A 16,979-nucleotide genomic window follows, 5' to 3' on the forward strand; every position below is an offset into this window, starting at 1 on the left:
TTGATTATTTATGGCGTTGCTAAAAATCAGGAAAAAAGAAAGAAGTAGAATTCTATGAATATCTTATTTACATTAAATGATGCGTTTGTACCTCAAGTTGCAACCTGTATGTGTTCTATATTTGAGAATAATAAATCTGCTGAGAATATTACAGTATATTTAATTGGCGAGAGGATAAGCCAAGAGAATCAAAATAAATTAAAAGAATTCGTTAAAAGTTACGATAGAAAAGTTTGTATTATTTCTATAAATAATATCGCAGACTATATTGACTTTGATTTTGATACAAACGGTTGGTCTTCAATTATTTTAGCACGTCTTTTTTTAGATAAACTTCTTCCACAAGAAGTTGATAGGATCTTATATCTCGATGGAGATACACTAGTTCTAGAAGATTTAGGTTCATTGTTTTATAGCGACTTAGGAGATAAGGTAATAGGTATGTGTCCCGAACCAACTGTGGATAAGTCAAGAAAGGAATTTCTAGCTTTGAAAGAGTACCCCTATCATAATTCGGGTGTCCTATTGATCGATCTAAAAAAATGGCGTAGGGAAGAGATTGGTAAAAAGGTCATAGAATTTTATCAGTTTCATGAAGGGAAGCTATTCGCACCAGACCAAGATGCCTTAAATGGAGCCTTGAAAGAGCAAATTTTTACCTTGCCAATTTCCTTTAATTATTTTAATATTTATGATGTTTATCCTTACAAAACGTTGAGTGAATTAAGTAAGCCAACTAAGTTTATATCACAGGAAGATTTTAATCATTTCCGAAAAGCACCTACAATTATTCACTATCTTGGTGAAGAGAGACCTTGGCGGAAAGGGAACACACATAGGTTTAAAAAGGAGTACCTCTATTATCTCCACAAAACTCCATGGAAAGATACACCAATGGAAGAAGGTTGGCAGCTGTATTTTGTTTGTTTTAGAATCTTTAATATTGTTATGAAGCCTTTTCCAATGCTAAGATATAAGATTATCAACTCCCTAATTCCAAGCTTTATGWGATATAGGAAAAAACAGTTGCAGAAAAACAAAAAATAATGTGATGACATGTTATAGAAAGAATAGATTAAATTAATGAAAGTTTTAATGATAATTCCTGCTTATAATGAGGAAGAAAGTATTTTAAATACGGTTATGAGCATTATAGAATATCGGAAGAAAGTTGATTTTGACTTAGACTACGTAGTTATCAATGATGGGTCAGTTGACAGAACTAAGGAGATTTTGGACAGCCATCATCTGAATGCTATTCATTTAGTTATGAATTTAGGGATTGGCGGGGCTGTTCAGACGGGCTATAAGTATGCTCTTGAGAAGAATTATGATGTGGCCGTACAGTTTGATGGAGATGGTCAGCATGATATTGAGTCGCTGGATGCTTTGCTGGAGCCTATTCGCCGTCAGCAGGCGGATTTGGTTGTTGGTTCTCGTTTTATCGGTGACAAGTCTTCGGAGTTTCAGACGACTTTTATGCGGCGTTTTGGCATTACCATTATTTCAGCTTTTATTAAATTAACAACAGGCAAAAGGATTCTGGATACCACATCGGGCTATCGATTGGCTAATCGAGACATTATTAGACAATTCGCTGCGCGCTATCCTATCAAGTATCCTGAGCCAGAATCAATCGTCCATATCTTGAAGCGGAAATATAAAGTGGTGGAAGCACCAGCCAATATGTTTGAACGTGCAGGAGGAGTCTCTTCGATCACTCCGATTAAGTCCATTCGTTATATGATTGAAGTTTGCTCTTCGATCTTGATTGCTGCTTTTATGAAAGAGAGTGAATAATGTCCATTTTGTCTATTGTTATGCTAGTGGCTTCAGTTCTATTCCTGTATTTTGTCTTTCGGAATATCAATCAAAACAATATTTTGTTTGAGCAAGCCTTTATGTGGATTATTATTGGCTTTGTACTGATTGTTATCTCTATTTTTGATTGGATCCCAGTTTCGATTGCCAAATTGTTGGGCTTTGAGCTGACCTCAAACTTTGTCATGTCCTTGGCCATCTTTTTCCTACTGATTATTGTTTTTTTACATACTATTTCCATTTCCAAGCAAAAGGAGCAAATCAAGCAGTTGGTGCAAGAATTGTCTATCATGAAGCAAAGAATGTCCAAGTTAGAGAGTGAAAAAGATGAAAAATAACCATACCTGGGTGATTTGCGCCTATGGCGAGAGTGAATTTTTAGAAGCTTGTATCCTGTCTTTGCAAGCTCAAACCTTGCCATCAAAGATTATCTGCTATAGCTCAACACCGTTGGATTCAATCAAGCAGCTGTGCCAGAAGTACGGTATTCCTTTTTACACGAAAGAAGGCGGTGGTATCGGTAAGGACTGGAATAATGCCCTTTCCTTTGTTGAGACTTCTTATGCTACCATTGCTCATCAGGATGACTACTATGAGCCAACTTATCTAGAAGCAGTGATGCAAAAAATAGAGCAGTCGAAGGACATTCTCATTGCCTATACAGACTATTTTGAAGAGAAAAATGGAGTCAAAATTCCGGCTAATACTAATCTGAAAATCAAGACTCTCATGCTTAAAACCTTGAATCTGATGCCGACCAGCCGTTTTTGGAGAAATCGTGTCCTGGCTTTTGGAAATCCTATTTCCTGTCCGGCGGTAACTTACAACTTAGAGGCATTAAAGGATTTTCGATTTGATGAGGAAATGCGCGTGAGTCTGGATTGGTATGCTTGGTACAAGATTAGCGCCTATAAGGGTCGCTTTGCTTATATTTCTGAGAAGCTTATGTGCCACCGAATTCATGGAGAGTCTGAAACAACCAAGACCATTTCAGATAACACTCGGACTAAAGAAGATTTGTTCATGTATCAGCTTTTCTGGCCAAAGTGGGTGGCAAATCTGATAAATAAAGCATACATGAAGAGTCAAGATGCTAACTCAAACTAATAGAGTTATTTACAAGGAAAGTATATGAAAGATTTAATATCTGTTGTTGTAACTTGTTACAACCATCAAGATTACATTGAACAGTGTTTGCGCAGTATTTTTGAGCAGACCTATCKAAATATTGAGTTACTGGTATTGGATGATGGCTCCTCTGACCATTCTGCTGAAATCATAGAGTCTGTCTTGGTGGATTCCCCTTTTTCGACGCGGTTTGAAAGCCATGAAAATATGGGGGTTGTCAAGACAAGAAACAAGGCTTTGCAGCAAATTCAAGGAACTTATTTTATTTTTGTGGATAGTGATGATTTTCTGGATTCGGACTATATTGAGAGCTTCTACACAAGCATGGTGAAGGAGGAGGCAGATATTGTCTATGGTGATTTGTATGATCCTGATAAAAAGGAAGTTTACCTTAAATCACGGCCATTTGACAAGCTAGCTTTCTTAACAGAGAATTATATTTCCAACTGTTCCCTCATTCGTCGTTCGGTTGCTGATGGTATTTATTATGATGAAGCGCTGAATCGTGAAAAACTGGAGGACTATGATTTCCTTTTAAACTTAATTATCAATCAAGGAGCGAGACCAGTTTATGATGCAAAAACAAAGCTGAATTACCGGGTCTTTGATAAGGAATCAATCTCTAAACGGGATTCTACGAGATATCATTACGAAATGTATCTGAAAATCTTGCGTAAGTATGTGAGAAAGATACCAGATGAAATATATCAAGCTTTGGGCAAGAACATATTTACTCTGGAAGGCCGTTTRGATGAACTGATTCAGCATATGGATAAAGTGAACGACTATGTTCTTGAACTGCAGGAGGATCAGCGACAGTTACATAAAAATCTAGATTCTCTGAAATCCAGACTGAGAACGATAAAGGAACAGCGAGATGAGGCTATTCAGGAGCAGTTTCGTATTCGCCGATCTATTTCCTATCGGCTGGGGAATGGTGTGATTACCCCATTGAAACGTCTGGCTCGATTAGTCAAAAATCCTCGCAGTATCAAAGCTGTTTTAAGTCGGATTAAGCAACAGTTGATTCGTCTAAAACGTCAAGTTAAGTCTCCTAAAGTTTATTATTATCAATGGCTGCGGAACTCTCAAAGGGAAAAAGCTCTTGCTTCAGTTTCAAGCGGCGAAAAAGTCTTAATTTATGTCATTTTTGAATCCGAGCCTCGCTTGCAGCAGTATAAGGTTATCTTTTTAGAAAAATTAGCAACTTTGGCTGATAAGACTCTCATCGTCGTTAACGGCGGACTGGCTGCAGAGGATTTAGAAACTTTAGAGCAGTATGGGCAAGTCTTGGTGCGGGATAATACCGGCTATGATACAGCAGCTTTTCGTGAAGGCATTCTTTCCTTAGGAAAGGAAAAGCTGCAGCATTGCTCTCAGCTGATGCTCGTCAATGACACCAATATCGGACCTATGAGTGATCTGGCGGCTGTCTTTCAAACTATGGTTGGCCGAAATCTTGATTTTTGGGGAATTTCCTATGGTGAAACTCAGGAAGATATCACTGGTTTTAACCGCTATGGTTACATTCCCAACCACCTACAGTCTTATTTTTTGGTGATTGAGCCTTTGCTGCTTCAGTCCGAAGAATTTTACGACTATTGGGAAGTGCTGACTGACACGGATTCACGGGAAGAAGCTATCGGAAAGCATGAAACGACTTTTACCAAGTACTTTGCTGACTTGGGCTATCGTTACGATGCCTTGGTTCACGAAAATCGGGATTCGGCTATGTATATTCATCCATTAAGGATGTTAAAGGCGGGCAGTCCTCTGATTAAGTATACTTCTTTGAAGAATTATGATGATCAGCAGTTTTTATGGCAGGGTCTGGGAAGAGAGTCAGAGGTTCCTGATGTATTGGACTATGTTCGGGAGAAGACAGACTACCCAGTGGAGATTCTTGAGAACATTGTTCAAAAATTTAAAGCGGTGCCTCGTGATCAATACATTCTCATCATTGACGGTGTAGAGAATATCATTCCGCAGTGTACGCGCTACCGTGTTCTCAATAAGGCAGAGCAGCTTAGAAAGAATGGCTTTGCTGTGAAAGTGGTCAATGCGTCTGAGTTTAGTCTGGCTCAGGCCCAGTATGCTAGCCACATCATTATCTACCGCGCTCCTTGGTCCGCCCAGCTCCAGCTTTTATGCGATTTGGCTCGGGAGGAGCATAAGCCAGTCTATTTTGATATTGATGATTTGGTCTTTGATACCCTTTATACGGATCAGCTTAGCTATACCCAAGGTTTGTCTGAGAAGGAAAAGGGCAATTACGATGCTGGTGTCAAGAATTACGGGAAAATGCTGGCGGCTTGTGATGGGGCGATTACCTCCACTAATCAGCTAAAAGAGGAATTGCTCAAATACAAGGACTCTGTCCTGCTGAATCGTAATCTGGCGTCCAGCGAATTGATTGCGGTTAGCTCGCAGTTCTTGAAGGAAGACTTTGGTGCAGACGACAGAATCAAAATCGGCTATTTCTCTGGCTCTATCAGCCACAATGAAAATTTTGAGCTCATCAAGCCGTCTATCAAAGAAGTTCTTGACAACTACCCAACCGTTGAGCTTCATATTGTAGGGCACTTGGATATCCCGCAGGATATGAAACAATATACGCAGCGTATTGTTGTCCATGAGTATGTGGACTGGAAGGCCTTGCCTCAGTTGATTAGTCAGGTTGATATTAATCTAGCTCCGCTGGTTGACTCAGTCTTTAATCGGGCCAAGTCAGAAATCAAGTGGATAGAAGCAGCTCTAGTCAAGGTGCCAACGATTGCCAGTCATATCGGTGCTTTTTCTGATATGATGATTGACGGTCAGACTGGACTTTTGGCTAAAGATGGTGAATGGAAAGAAAAGCTGGAAAGCCTGATTCTTTCTACGGATTTACGCAGAGAACTGGCGGAGAATGCCTACGCTTTTGTATTAGAAAATTGCAGTTTAGATAAAAAAGATGAAATGGTGACTTATTTTGAAAAGAAATAAAGAAGTAAAAGTTGAGAATATTTTCTTGCTGCTGGCAAGTATCTTTGTCTTGACTTTTATGATTGCACAGCCGATTAATCGAGTGCCTGATGAGACCAATCACGCTCGTATGACATGGGAAATCTTCCATAAACCTACCAGCCGAACATATAAATGGATGGACAAAATCCCATCCACTCCGAATGTTTCGCCGGCAGAGTACAAGCAGCTGTTCTCAGAGAAGATAGATCTGGCGCAAGAAGAGTTTACCTTTGGCTTTAATCTCAAGGCTATCTCTTTTCTGCCTCAGCTACTAGGTATGACCTTGGGAAGCATGCTTTATCCGTCAGTAGGCTTCATCGTGATGATGGGGAGGCTCTTTAATGCTTTGGCATATATCATCGGGGTTTATCTGCTGATTAAATACTTCAAATATGGCAAAAAAGCTCTGTTTTTCCTATCTCTTTTGCCTATTATGGTCCAGCAGGCTGCTTCTCTCTCTTACGATGTGATGAGCTATCTGGAGATTATGTTGGCGGTTGGCTTTTTGACCAATATTGCCTACCATAAGAAATTCACTAATAGAAATGTACTGGAGCTTTTGGTGATTTCTATAGGCCTCTTTGTCACCAAACCGAATAATGTCCTTTTATTAGGCTTGCTACCTTTTGTTCATTTTGAGTTTGAAGGATTCCTTGCGGTTCTGAACAAGCCTTTTGTTGCAACCAAAGCTTTTGTAGCTCGTTATCGCATTATCTTTTATATACTTGGCTTTGCAGCTTTCTTTCTTGCCCTGCATTTGGCATTTCGCAATCAGGGAGGGCTCTTGCACTATGGTCAAGTCTTGCTGAATACGCTCTTTAAGCAAAGTGTTAATGGCGACTTGAATACGATTTTGACAATCGGTATGTTTGGCTTTTTGGGGAATTTTACTATCCAGCTGCCGCTTTGGTTGATTTTTATCGATGTGGCAGTTTTGGCGCTTATCTTTTTGCAGTCGCAGAAAGATTTTATGACCATGGGCTACACAGTCATGTCGCGTTATCTGTTTCTGGTTCAAGTGATTGCTGTTGTGTCAATTATGTATCTGCAGTGGACACCCATTGTCCTCGGTAAAGGTGCCATGATATCAGTTGGTGCTCAGGGACGTTATTTTACACCCTTCTTGATCTTACTGCTACCAACTGTTGCTAATTTAGGAACCTTGGACATTAAAGACAGGGTAGTGAATCAAATGATGGTTGGGACTCTGGTAGCTAACTTCTTGGTTTCCCTCTACTTGATGGTGCCCTTTTATTGGAATATATTAGGATAAGCTATGAAAAAAAAGATATTATTCATTTCGCCGACTGGAACGCTAGATAATGGAGCTGAAATCTCTATTGTCAATTTGATGGAATACTTGGTCCAGACGGGCCATCAGGTTATCAATGCGATTCCGGATTATCATGTAGCCGTTCAGCAGGACTATATATCCAGCTTGGTTGCCTTGGCTATTGAGACTATAGCCTTGCCGTCAGTTAAATGGTGGTGGGAGGATGCGCCTGGTGGCCTGCCAGATAGTCCTGAGACTAGAGCTCGGTCATATCAGGATAATACCTCAGCGCTCAGAAAGATACTAACGGAGCGAAAGATTGATTTGGTTATTACCAATACGGTCAATATGTTTCAAGGTGCAGTGGCAGCGGCCTGCGAGGATGTTCCGCATTTCTGGCTGATTCATGAATTTCCTGACGGAGAGTTTGGCTACTATAAGGAAAAGCTAGATTTTATCAGTGATTATTCACAGGAAATATTTGCGGTGAGAGGTGCCTTGCAGAGACAGCTGCAGGAGCTGCTGCCAGACAGAAAAATCTTGCCTTTTGCCCCTTTTACCAAAATTCATCCTACTAATACAGGAGAAAAGGATAGAGCCGAAAGGCGTATTGTGTCAGTTGGACGTTTGACCGAGCGGAAAAATCAATTAGAATTGATAAAAGCCTATAACCAGCTATCTCAGTCAAAACCGGCCTTAGTTTTTATCGGTGCCTGGGATGAGGAGTACAAAAAAAGATGCGATACTTATATCTCTGAACATCAGGTAAAAAATATTAGCTTCCTGGGACACAAGGACAATCCTTGGGCAGAGGTGACGGAAGCAGATCTTGCGGTATTTCCGTCTGCAATGGAAACCTTTGGTTTAGTCTATATTGAAGCGATTATGAATGGCCTTCCGACCATTTTGTCGGACAATCCTGGTCATCTATCTGCCTATGAAATCTTTGAAGAAGGCCAGCTGTATTCATCTGGCAATATCGAGGAGTTGGCTGATAAGATAAACATTGCATTGGCAAACTTTGAGAGATTAAAAGACCAGTTGGTGGCCAATCTTGGCAAAATCCAAGAGCGCTACACAGTTCAGAGTGTTTACCGGACCTTATTGGATAAGATTGAAAACACTGAAATGTATCAGGCTAACTCTCTGCACCATGTCAAATGCTTATTGGATACAAATTTACCTTCTCAACCAGCCAGCTCTTTCTTACGCAAAGTGAAAAATAAGCTGCTTTCTGGTAGAAGAGGTTAAAGAAAGAAAAGGACAAGTTCAGCCGCGGCTCTACCTGTCCTTTTTGTATTATACAAACACACTAGAAAGTGGTATAATAGAATGGATTGTAAAATCTTGAATTGAGGGAAATCATGAAACATGTCTTCATCATCGGGAGTCGGGGACTTCCTGCCAAATATGGAGGATTTGAAACCTTTGTCGAAAAATTGACAGAGCATCAAATCTCTTCTCAAATCCAATATCATGTGGCTTGCTTATCAGATGATGAAGCTTTTCATCATTTTGACTACAAGGGGGTAGACTGTTTTACAGTCAAGCCACCTAAGCTTGGCCCGGCCCGCGTAATTGCCTATGATATGATGGCTGTCTCCTATGCCCTCAAGTTTGCTAAGAAAGAGCAGATTGGGCAGCCAATTTTTTACATTCTTGGAAATACGATTGGTGCTTTTATCCTTCCCTTTGCTCGTCGTATCCATCAGGCAGGCGGTAAATTCTTTATCAATCCTGACGGGTTGGAGTGGAAGCGGGCCAAATGGTCTAAGCCAGTTCAAGCCTATCTCAAGTATTCTGAAAAGGTCATGACCAAGCATGCAGACTTGGTTATAGCGGATAATCAAGGCATCGAAAGCTATATTCAAAAAGCTTATCCTTGGTCTAAAACGACCTGTATCGCTTATGGAACCGACCTTTATCTGTCCAATCTGACGGAAAACGAAGGCAAGGTCAGGGTCTTCTTTGAAAAGTGGGCCAGTAAGGAAAAAGACTACTACCTCATTGTCGGACGCTTCGTTCCGGAAAACAACTATGAAACCATCATTCAAGAATTTATGAAGTCCAAAACCCAACGTGACTTGCTGATTATCTGCAATCATGAGGGCAATCCCTATTTTGAAGAACTTAAGCAGAAAACGGGCTTTGACCGTGATTCTCGCATTAAGTTTGTCGGCACGGTTTATGACCAGAATCTGCTCAAATATATCCGTAATCATGCTTTTGCGTACATACATGGCCACGAGGTTGGTGGGACCAATCCGGGACTCTTGGAAGCACTGGCTCAGACAGATGCCAATTTGGTGCTGGATGTGGACTTCAATCGGAAGGTAGCAAAGGAAACGGCTCTCTACTGGAAAAAAGAACCTGGCCAGCTGGCCCAGCTGATTGACCGAGTAGATGCTCAAACAGATTTTACGGAGCTAGGTCAAGCCGCTAAAGAAAATATGAAAGAAAACTACACCTGGGAAAAAATTGTGGGTGAATACGAGGATTTATTTTTATCATGAAAGTGACCATTCTTCTGTCCACCTATAATGGGGAACAGTTTCTGTCCGAGCAGATTAAGAGTATCCAAGAGCAGACATATAGGGATTGGCAGCTGCTGATTCGTGATGATGGCTCTACAGATGGGACGCGGGCTGTCATCGAAGACTTTTGCCGCAAGGATGACCGCATTGCCTTTATCAATCGGGAAAATCCACAAAATCTGGGTGTCATTCAGAGTTTTCATAGCCTGCTTCAATACCAAGATTCGGATTTCTATCTCTTTAGCGACCAAGATGACGTTTGGCTGCCAGACAAGATTGCCATGCAATTAGCTGAGGCAGACAAGTATGATAGCAGTCAGCCCTTGCTGGTGTATACTGACTTGAAGGTCGTAGATCAAGAGCTACAGGTTGTTCATGAAAGTATGATTCGCACTCAGTCAGATCACGCTAATACAGAACTAGTCCAAGAGTTGACGGAGAATACAGTGACGGGTGGTGTTTCTATGATAAATCGCGCCTTGGCCCAACTTTGGACTGGGAAGGAAGAGAATGAACTGCTCATGCACGATTGGTATCTGGGCTTGCTGGCTGCGGCTTTTGGCAATCTAGTCTATATTGACAAGCCGGGTGAGCTCTATCGTCAGCATTCGAATAATGTGTTGGGAGCTCGAACGCTCAGAAAACGCGTAAAAAACTGGGTTCGTCCCCATGTTCTTTTTGCCAAATATTGGAAATTGATAAAAGACAGTCAGACTCAGGCTAGAAATTTGCTGGTTCTGCCGCTGACTGCTGAAAATAGAGAGTTAATTGAGAACTTTGTGACCATTATGGAGGCGCCTTTTAAGGAGCGCTGGCGCAGGATTCGCCAGTATGGCTACCGTAAAAACCGTGCTTTTCATACCCTTGTTTTTACGAGCCTCATTCTCACAAAGTTTGCTTATAAGGAGTAATATTCATGGATTTTTTTAGTAAAAAAAATCGGATTCTTTTGAAAGAATTAATCAAGACGGATTTTAAATTACGTTATCAAGGGTCCTTGGTCGGCTATCTCTGGTCGATTTTGAAGCCATTGATGATGTTTACTATCATGTATCTGGTCTTTGTCCGCTTTTTGCGCTTTGATGACGGGACACCTCACTATACAGTAGGGCTTTTGCTGGGGATGGTTTTCTGGTCTTTCTTTACCGAAGCCACCAATATGGGCATGCTTTCCATCGTTTCTCGGGGAGATTTGCTTCGTAAATTAAACTTTCCTAAGCATACCATCGTCTTTTCATCAGTTCTTGGAGCAGCTATCAATTTTCTGATTAATCTAGTCGTTGTTTTCCTCTTCGCTTTGATTAATCAGGTGGAGTTCGGCTTGCATACGCTAGTAATTATTCCTCTTTTTCTGGAAGTATTGGTCTTGGCAATGGGCTGTGCCCTCATGCTGTCTTCCTTGTTTGTGAAGTATCGGGATATTGGACCGATTTGGGAAGTGGCTCTTCAAGCAGGAATGTACGCCAGCCCGATTATCTACTCTCTGACCTTTCTTTTGCAGCGGAAGCAATTCTTTGTCGCTAAAATTATGATGCTCAATCCGATTGCCCAGATGCTGCAGGACATGCGCCATTTCATTGTTGCTCCTGTTAATGTCAGAGGCTGGGATATTGTGAATAACAAACTAATCGCCCTCATCCCTTACTTGATTCCTTTTGTGATATTGGCTCTAGGTTTGTTCTTCTTTAATAAAAATGCTAAGAGATTTGCGGAGATTTTATAATGTCAAATAATATTGCAGTAAAAGTCGACCATGTAAGTAAATTCTTTCGATTGCCTACTGAGGCTACTCAGAGTTTGAGAACCAGTCTGGTTAATCGTTTTAAGGGGATTAAAGGCTACAAAGAACAGCATGTTTTGAAAGATATTTCCTTTGAGGTCGAAAAGGGTGACTTCTACGGTATTGTCGGCCGCAATGGCTCTGGTAAGTCTACCCTCCTGAAAATTATCTCTGAGATTTATATTCCGGAGAAGGGCAAGGTAACTATTGATGGTAAGTTGGTTTCCTTTATTGAGCTGGGTGTAGGTTTCAATCCAGAACTAACTGGCCGCGAAAATGTCTATATGAACGGTGCCATGCTGGGATTCTCAACAGAAGAAGTAGACGCCATGTACGATGATATCGTGGAGTTTGCTGAGCTAGGAGAGTTTATGAACCAAAAGCTTAAGAACTACTCCAGCGGTATGCAGGTGCGTCTGGCTTTTTCTGTGGCCATCAAGGCTCAGGGTGATATTCTGATTTTGGACGAGGTCTTGGCTGTTGGAGACGAAGCCTTTCAGCGTAAGTGTAATGATTACTTCAAAGATCGCAAGGAGTCAGGCAAGACGACCATTCTGGTGACCCATGACATGGGAGCTGTTAAAAAGTATTGTAATAAGGCCGTCTTGATTGAAAATGGCTTGGTCAAGGCTATCGGCAATCCAGATGATGTGGCAAACCAGTACAGTCTGGACAATGCGACTGAAACAAAAGCCATGAACGAGGGATTCCAGGTTGAGAATGCGGCAGTTTCTGATTTGAAGGTTAAGCTCTTGCATTCGCCTCAGATTTCACCTGAACAAGAAATTGAATTTGAAATTTCTTATCAGGTAAATCAAGACCTTCCGACCTATGTTTCCTTTTCTCTGACAGATATCGATCGAACTATCTGGCTTTACAATGATAATTCCATGGATCAGCCGACAGAAGGACCTGGACAGAAGCGCTTGACTTACAAGTGTCATGTGTCACAGATAAATAACGCTAAGTTAAAACTGCAGGTTTCGGTGCGGGATCAGGAAGAACAGATTTTAGCCTTTGCAGACTCTCAGAACAACCCAGTTATCTTGGTCAATCGCCAGGATATTAAGGATGACGATGTCTCTGCTAAGGATTCTGCCACTGGCTTAATCCAGCGTAATGGCAGTTGGAAGATTTCTCAATCATAAAGAATAAGGTATTTTCATGGAACGAATATTACTCTATGTTCATTTCAATAAATGCAATCATATAAGCGGTCATGTCTTCTATCAATTGGAGCAGCTAAAGCCGCTTTTTTCTAAGATCATATTTATTTCAAATAGTCCTTTGACCGATGAGGACAAATGCCGGCTGAGAGAAGACTTGGGAATTGCTGACTTGCTTGAGCGGGATAACCGAGGCTTTGATTTTGCAGCCTGGCGTGACGGTATGAACCGACTGGTTTTTGACACTTTGCAGAACTCAGACTCTCTGACTCTCATGAACGACACTTGCTTTGGTCCGCTATGGGATTTAGCAACGATTTATCAGCGCTTTGAAGAGGATTCGCAAGTCGATTTTTGGGGAATGACTAATTTTCGCAAGACCAGGTACTTTGAAGAACACCTGCAGAGCTACTTTGTCACCTTTAAGCAGTCAGTTCTCAAAGACAAGTCTTTCCGTGAATTTTGGTCTCAGGTAGAAGATTTTACTGACGTTCAAGATGTGATAGACCATTACGAGACCCAGTTTACCAAACGTTTTGTAGAGGCAGGATTCAGATATCAATCTCTCCTTGATACCCGTCAGGAAGAAGCAGGAGAATTGGTTCATCCAGATTTTTCATACTATAAGCCTCTTAGGATTCTGGAAGCAAAGATTCCTTTTCTAAAGGTAAAAGCTCTCACAGGCAATCCTTTTTTGGCTAGGTATTTGCTGGAAGATCTTGAAACAAACTCGTCTTATCCAACTTCGCTTATTAGGGAACACCTGTTCTATCATTTTGGTCCAGACCTTCCTTGTTTGCTGCAGGACAAGTATTTGTCTCAGGCAACTTCGAACTATCGGACAGATCATCCTGTCCTCCTGCATATTCATGTAACGGATTTTCCTATTTTTCAGCAGTATCAGGACAAGCTATTCTCTCTGTCATCTCAGTATCAGTATTTATTGACAACAAACCAGCCAGAAGTGCTGAAACAGCTGCAGACAGCTCTGGGTCATCTAGGCAATAAAGTGCAGATTATCCTAAGTCAGAAATCTCATGCCTGGCTTGCCATGCTAGAGCAGAAGGAAATTCTGCAAAACTATGCTTATATCGGCCATCTATCTACTCATCGATTGGTGGAGAATCAGGCAGTTTTTGACCAAGCTATGCGCTCTGATTTGATAAATATGATGGTGGATTATGCGGATGCAAGTATAGAAGCGTTGGAGCAGGATTCTGCTGAAGGGCTGGTTATTCCAGATTTGCCGCGCCTAGTCAGAGATGGCTTGTTTGAGATAGAACCGCCGCGTCCAAGTCTGTCTGCTGTCTGGCAGGAAGCTGGTTTGCATAAGTCTTTTGACTTTATGACCGCCTCTTCTCTGACGAGAGTCTATGGCGGCTTCTTATGGTTCAAAAATTCTGCTTTGGCTAGTTTGTTCCAGATGAAGAGCTTAGAAAGTTTGCTATCCTCTGAGCAGGAATTGTCTGATGTTTTAGAGCATTTATTGGTTTATCTAGCTTGGGACAATCATTATGATTTCAAGATTATGCCCTTATCTTCTCTACCCTCTTTACTGGACTGGCAGAGGAAAAAAGCAGAATTGACCGAGCAAAAAGAAAAATTAAGTCAGAAAAATTTATCTCAAAAGATTAGAAATCGTTTGTCAAATCTTTTAAAGAAAAAGTGAGATTCTTGGTTTACAAAAAATCTCGCTAGAGAATTTAACTATTTACCAGAAAGAAAAATGAAATTTTTACTCAACCACTATAAGCAGTTCTCATACCTGCTAATTAGTTTTTTACTTTTAGATATAGTTGCTGTTACGACAGTCTTATTGTTGGAGGAAGGCGAAGATTTGCGGAGCTATCCAGCCTTGTGGCTGGCCTTTCTGATGTTGCTTCCTCTTTTGTTTGGCTTGGGCAAGCTTTTGTCTCAGCTCTTCAGCAAAAGATTTTTCCTATGGTCAGCTATTATTTACGCTCTTTATACAGGATTTTCTTACTTACTGACAGTAACGCAGCATGTCAATGATTTTGAGTTCAAAGCAGATCGAGTTTTCAGCAATCATTTTTGGCAGTTTAACTCCTTGCCTGGCTTGCTTTTGATTTTCTTATTTGCGTATATTTTTATCCATTTTCCAAAGCTTAAAAAACGCTTCCCGGGTAAGTTTTTGCAGGTTACCAAGAAAAATAGAGAGGTACTGGAAAATCTTTTTCTGTCCCAATTCTTTCTATTTCTTGCTTTGATGGACGATAAGATGCCGGAATTGCTGCATCACCAAAGCTATTTAGTGAATTTCCTTGAGGAAGGCAAGTTGGAAATAACGCAGAACTTTGTGCTAACTTTCCTCTGCCTTATCGCACTTATCTTTATCCTACTTTCTCTCCCCAGCTTTCTAGCTGTTAAGGGATTGCGCGATCTCGCTCAGAATAAAGCCAGTGTTTCTGTTGCTTTTGTGTTGAGTGCAGTGTTTGCCCTTGTCTTTAACTATACAATCCAAAATAGTATCCGAGGAGACGTGATTGTTTTGGATCAGTATCTTTTCACTGGAGCCAGTCTCTTTCAAATCATCGTTTTTTTCATGATTTTTATGGCTCTTTACCTGATTTTCAATCATTTTCTCCTGCCAACCATGCTGATAACAGCGCTAGTAGTGGTTGCTACCATAGCCAGTAGTCTGAAATTTCAGTATCGCCAAGAGCCAATATTGCCTAGTGATATGGTCTGGCTGAGAAATCCCAAGACCCTCTTTGACTTTCTCGGAGGCAATTATGGATTTTATGCTATCTTGGGACTAGTTGCTCTAGGCGTTCTTTATTGGTATTTGCGCAAGAAAATCTTGCCAGGAAAGCTCATTACCGTTCTTAAATACCAGCTCCTCTTGCTAGTCCTGCCCCTAGTCTTTTTCTTGGGAGTCATGGATATATTTGCCACTAAAAAGAATGGCAAAATAGTAGAGAATATCCCAGTCATTTCGATCTTAAATAATTACCATGACCTGACTTGGATGGGAAATACTGTCAATTCACAGCTGCGCTCCCTTTCTTTTGTCTGGTTTTCACAGATGTCGGATACAACCATGATTGAGCCGCGTGGCTACTCTAAGGAAAAGATTCAAGAGATAGAAAAAAAGTATAAGAATGTTGCGGAAGCTATTAACAAAGAACGCCAGAATAAAATCGAAGATCAAACGGTAATTTATCTTCTGAGTGAAAGTTTTTCTGACCCTGCTCGGGTTGACGGCGTTACTATGTCTGAGAATCCAATTCCTTATATTCAGGAAGTTAAAACTCGCACCACCAGTGGACTGATGAAGTCAGACGGCTATGGTGGAGGAACGGCCAACATGGAATTTCAGACACTGACAGGTTTGCCTTTTTATAATCTGTCTCCATCTATTTCGGTTCTCTATACTGAAATTGTCCCGAGGATGAATAGATTCCCTTCCATTAGTGATGCTTATTCATCTAAGAATCGAACAGTAATCCATCTGGCTTCTCCTAGCAATTATGCCAGAAATGTCATTTACCAGGATTTGGGATTTGATACCTTTATTCACTATGGTACCAAAGGCTTGAAAGGTGATAATATAGGTGGTAATTACAGCGATCAAACGACTTATAATCAAGTCTTGGAGCATTTGAATGGCAAGCAGGGACAGTTTTTCTCTGTCATGACCATGCAGAACCACATGCCTTGGAGTGAGCCCAATCCTGTCTACATATCTGCCAGCTATCCTGACTTTAGCAAGGAAGGGAACGAATCTCTTTCTAGCTATGTCAGAATGCTTTACCATACAGATCAGGCGACCAAGGATTTTCTTGAGAAGCTTTCAAAGGTAGATAAAAAGGTAACAGTCGTCTTTTATGGCGATCATCTGCCAGGTCTCTATCCTCAGTCAGCCTTTAAAGAAGATCCAGAAAGCCAATATCTGACAGATTATTTCGTTTGGAGCAATTATGAAACTCCTAAACTCGATTATCCAAGAGTCAATTCTAGTGATTTCTCCGCTCTCTTACTGGAGCRGACAAATTCCAAAGTATCACCTTACTATGCTTTATTAACAGAAGTATTGCATAAGGCTAGTGTAGATAAAAAAGAATTGGACGAAGAAGCACAAGAAATAGCAGATGATTTGAAACTGATTGAGTATGATATGGTCAGAGGAAAGGGCTACTTGTCTGATAGCTTCTTTAAGACAGCAAAATCATAAATAAAAAAATAGAATAGGCAAGTCTACCTGTTCTATTTTTTCTTAATTTATGCTAAACTAGTAGTATGGGGGTGTG

The 16,979-nt window shown here is 40.9% G+C and carries 13 protein-coding genes; all 13 read left to right on the top strand.

Translation table 11 applies throughout. From position 1 onward, the window contains the following. Positions 1 to 54 precede the first annotated feature (54 nt). The 13 genes from K4H96_RS04515 (at position 55) to K4H96_RS04575 (ending at position 16,903) form a co-directional block, all read left to right on the top strand. On the top strand, positions 55 to 1,047 hold the full coding sequence (locus K4H96_RS04515; RefSeq protein ID WP_227956376.1) for a glycosyltransferase family 8 protein: 993 nt from the start codon (positions 55 to 57) through the stop codon (positions 1,045 to 1,047). Between the two features lie 36 nt (positions 1,048 to 1,083). Next, a complete protein-coding gene (locus K4H96_RS04520) occupies positions 1,084 to 1,800 on the top strand; it encodes a glycosyltransferase family 2 protein (RefSeq protein WP_002912852.1) in 717 nt (238 codons plus the stop codon). Beyond that, on the top strand, positions 1,800 to 2,159 hold the full coding sequence (locus tag K4H96_RS04525; RefSeq protein ID WP_002916999.1) for a DUF2304 domain-containing protein: 360 nt from the start codon (positions 1,800 to 1,802) through the stop codon (positions 2,157 to 2,159). Before K4H96_RS04520 ends, K4H96_RS04525 begins: the two co-directional genes overlap by 1 nt. Beyond that, complete coding sequence (locus tag K4H96_RS04530; RefSeq protein WP_061592592.1) at positions 2,149 to 2,928, top strand: glycosyltransferase family 2 protein; 780 nt, start codon at positions 2,149 to 2,151, stop codon at positions 2,926 to 2,928. The genes K4H96_RS04525 and K4H96_RS04530 overlap by 11 nt, the downstream gene beginning before the upstream one ends. A 24-nt stretch (positions 2,929 to 2,952) precedes the next feature. Continuing rightward, positions 2,953 to 5,934: a rhamnan synthesis F family protein gene (locus K4H96_RS04535; protein ID WP_227956378.1), complete on the top strand. Its 2,982-nt coding sequence runs from the start codon at positions 2,953 to 2,955 to the stop codon at positions 5,932 to 5,934. Then, on the top strand, positions 5,921 to 7,228 hold the full coding sequence (locus K4H96_RS04540) for a DUF2142 domain-containing protein (protein WP_061592594.1): 1,308 nt from the start codon (positions 5,921 to 5,923) through the stop codon (positions 7,226 to 7,228). Before K4H96_RS04535 ends, K4H96_RS04540 begins: the two co-directional genes overlap by 14 nt. Positions 7,229 to 7,231: 3 nt before the next feature. Continuing rightward, complete coding sequence (locus tag K4H96_RS04545; RefSeq protein WP_223337072.1) at positions 7,232 to 8,479, top strand: glycosyltransferase family 4 protein; 1,248 nt, start codon at positions 7,232 to 7,234, stop codon at positions 8,477 to 8,479. Positions 8,480 to 8,592: 113 nt separating this feature from the next. Continuing rightward, positions 8,593 to 9,741 carry a beta 1-4 rhamnosyltransferase Cps2T gene (cps2T, locus tag K4H96_RS04550; protein WP_223337071.1) on the top strand — a complete coding sequence of 383 codons (1,149 nt, stop codon included), beginning with the start codon at positions 8,593 to 8,595 and terminating at the stop codon, positions 9,739 to 9,741. Next, positions 9,738 to 10,673 (top strand): glycosyltransferase family 2 protein, encoded by a 936-nt coding sequence (locus K4H96_RS04555; RefSeq protein ID WP_223337070.1) that lies wholly within the window; start codon positions 9,738 to 9,740, stop codon positions 10,671 to 10,673. The genes cps2T and K4H96_RS04555 overlap by 4 nt, the downstream gene beginning before the upstream one ends. A gap of 5 nt (positions 10,674 to 10,678) precedes the next feature. Then, positions 10,679 to 11,485 (top strand): ABC transporter permease, encoded by an 807-nt coding sequence (locus K4H96_RS04560; RefSeq protein WP_223337069.1) that lies wholly within the window; start codon positions 10,679 to 10,681, stop codon positions 11,483 to 11,485. Beyond that, positions 11,485 to 12,690 (top strand): ABC transporter ATP-binding protein, encoded by a 1,206-nt coding sequence (locus tag K4H96_RS04565; RefSeq protein ID WP_004190912.1) that lies wholly within the window; start codon positions 11,485 to 11,487, stop codon positions 12,688 to 12,690. The genes K4H96_RS04560 and K4H96_RS04565 overlap by 1 nt, the downstream gene beginning before the upstream one ends. Positions 12,691 to 12,706: 16 nt before the next feature. Further along, complete coding sequence (locus K4H96_RS04570) at positions 12,707 to 14,377, top strand: rhamnan synthesis F family protein (RefSeq protein ID WP_223337068.1); 1,671 nt, start codon at positions 12,707 to 12,709, stop codon at positions 14,375 to 14,377. Between the two features lie 57 nt (positions 14,378 to 14,434). Further along, entirely contained in the window at positions 14,435 to 16,903 is a 2,469-nt protein-coding gene (locus tag K4H96_RS04575) for an LTA synthase family protein (protein ID WP_227956380.1), read from the top strand. Positions 16,904 to 16,979 lie beyond the last annotated feature (76 nt).

It is taken from the genome of Streptococcus sanguinis (genome assembly GCF_020729765.1).
Taxonomy (GTDB): domain Bacteria; phylum Bacillota; class Bacilli; order Lactobacillales; family Streptococcaceae; genus Streptococcus; species Streptococcus sanguinis_Q.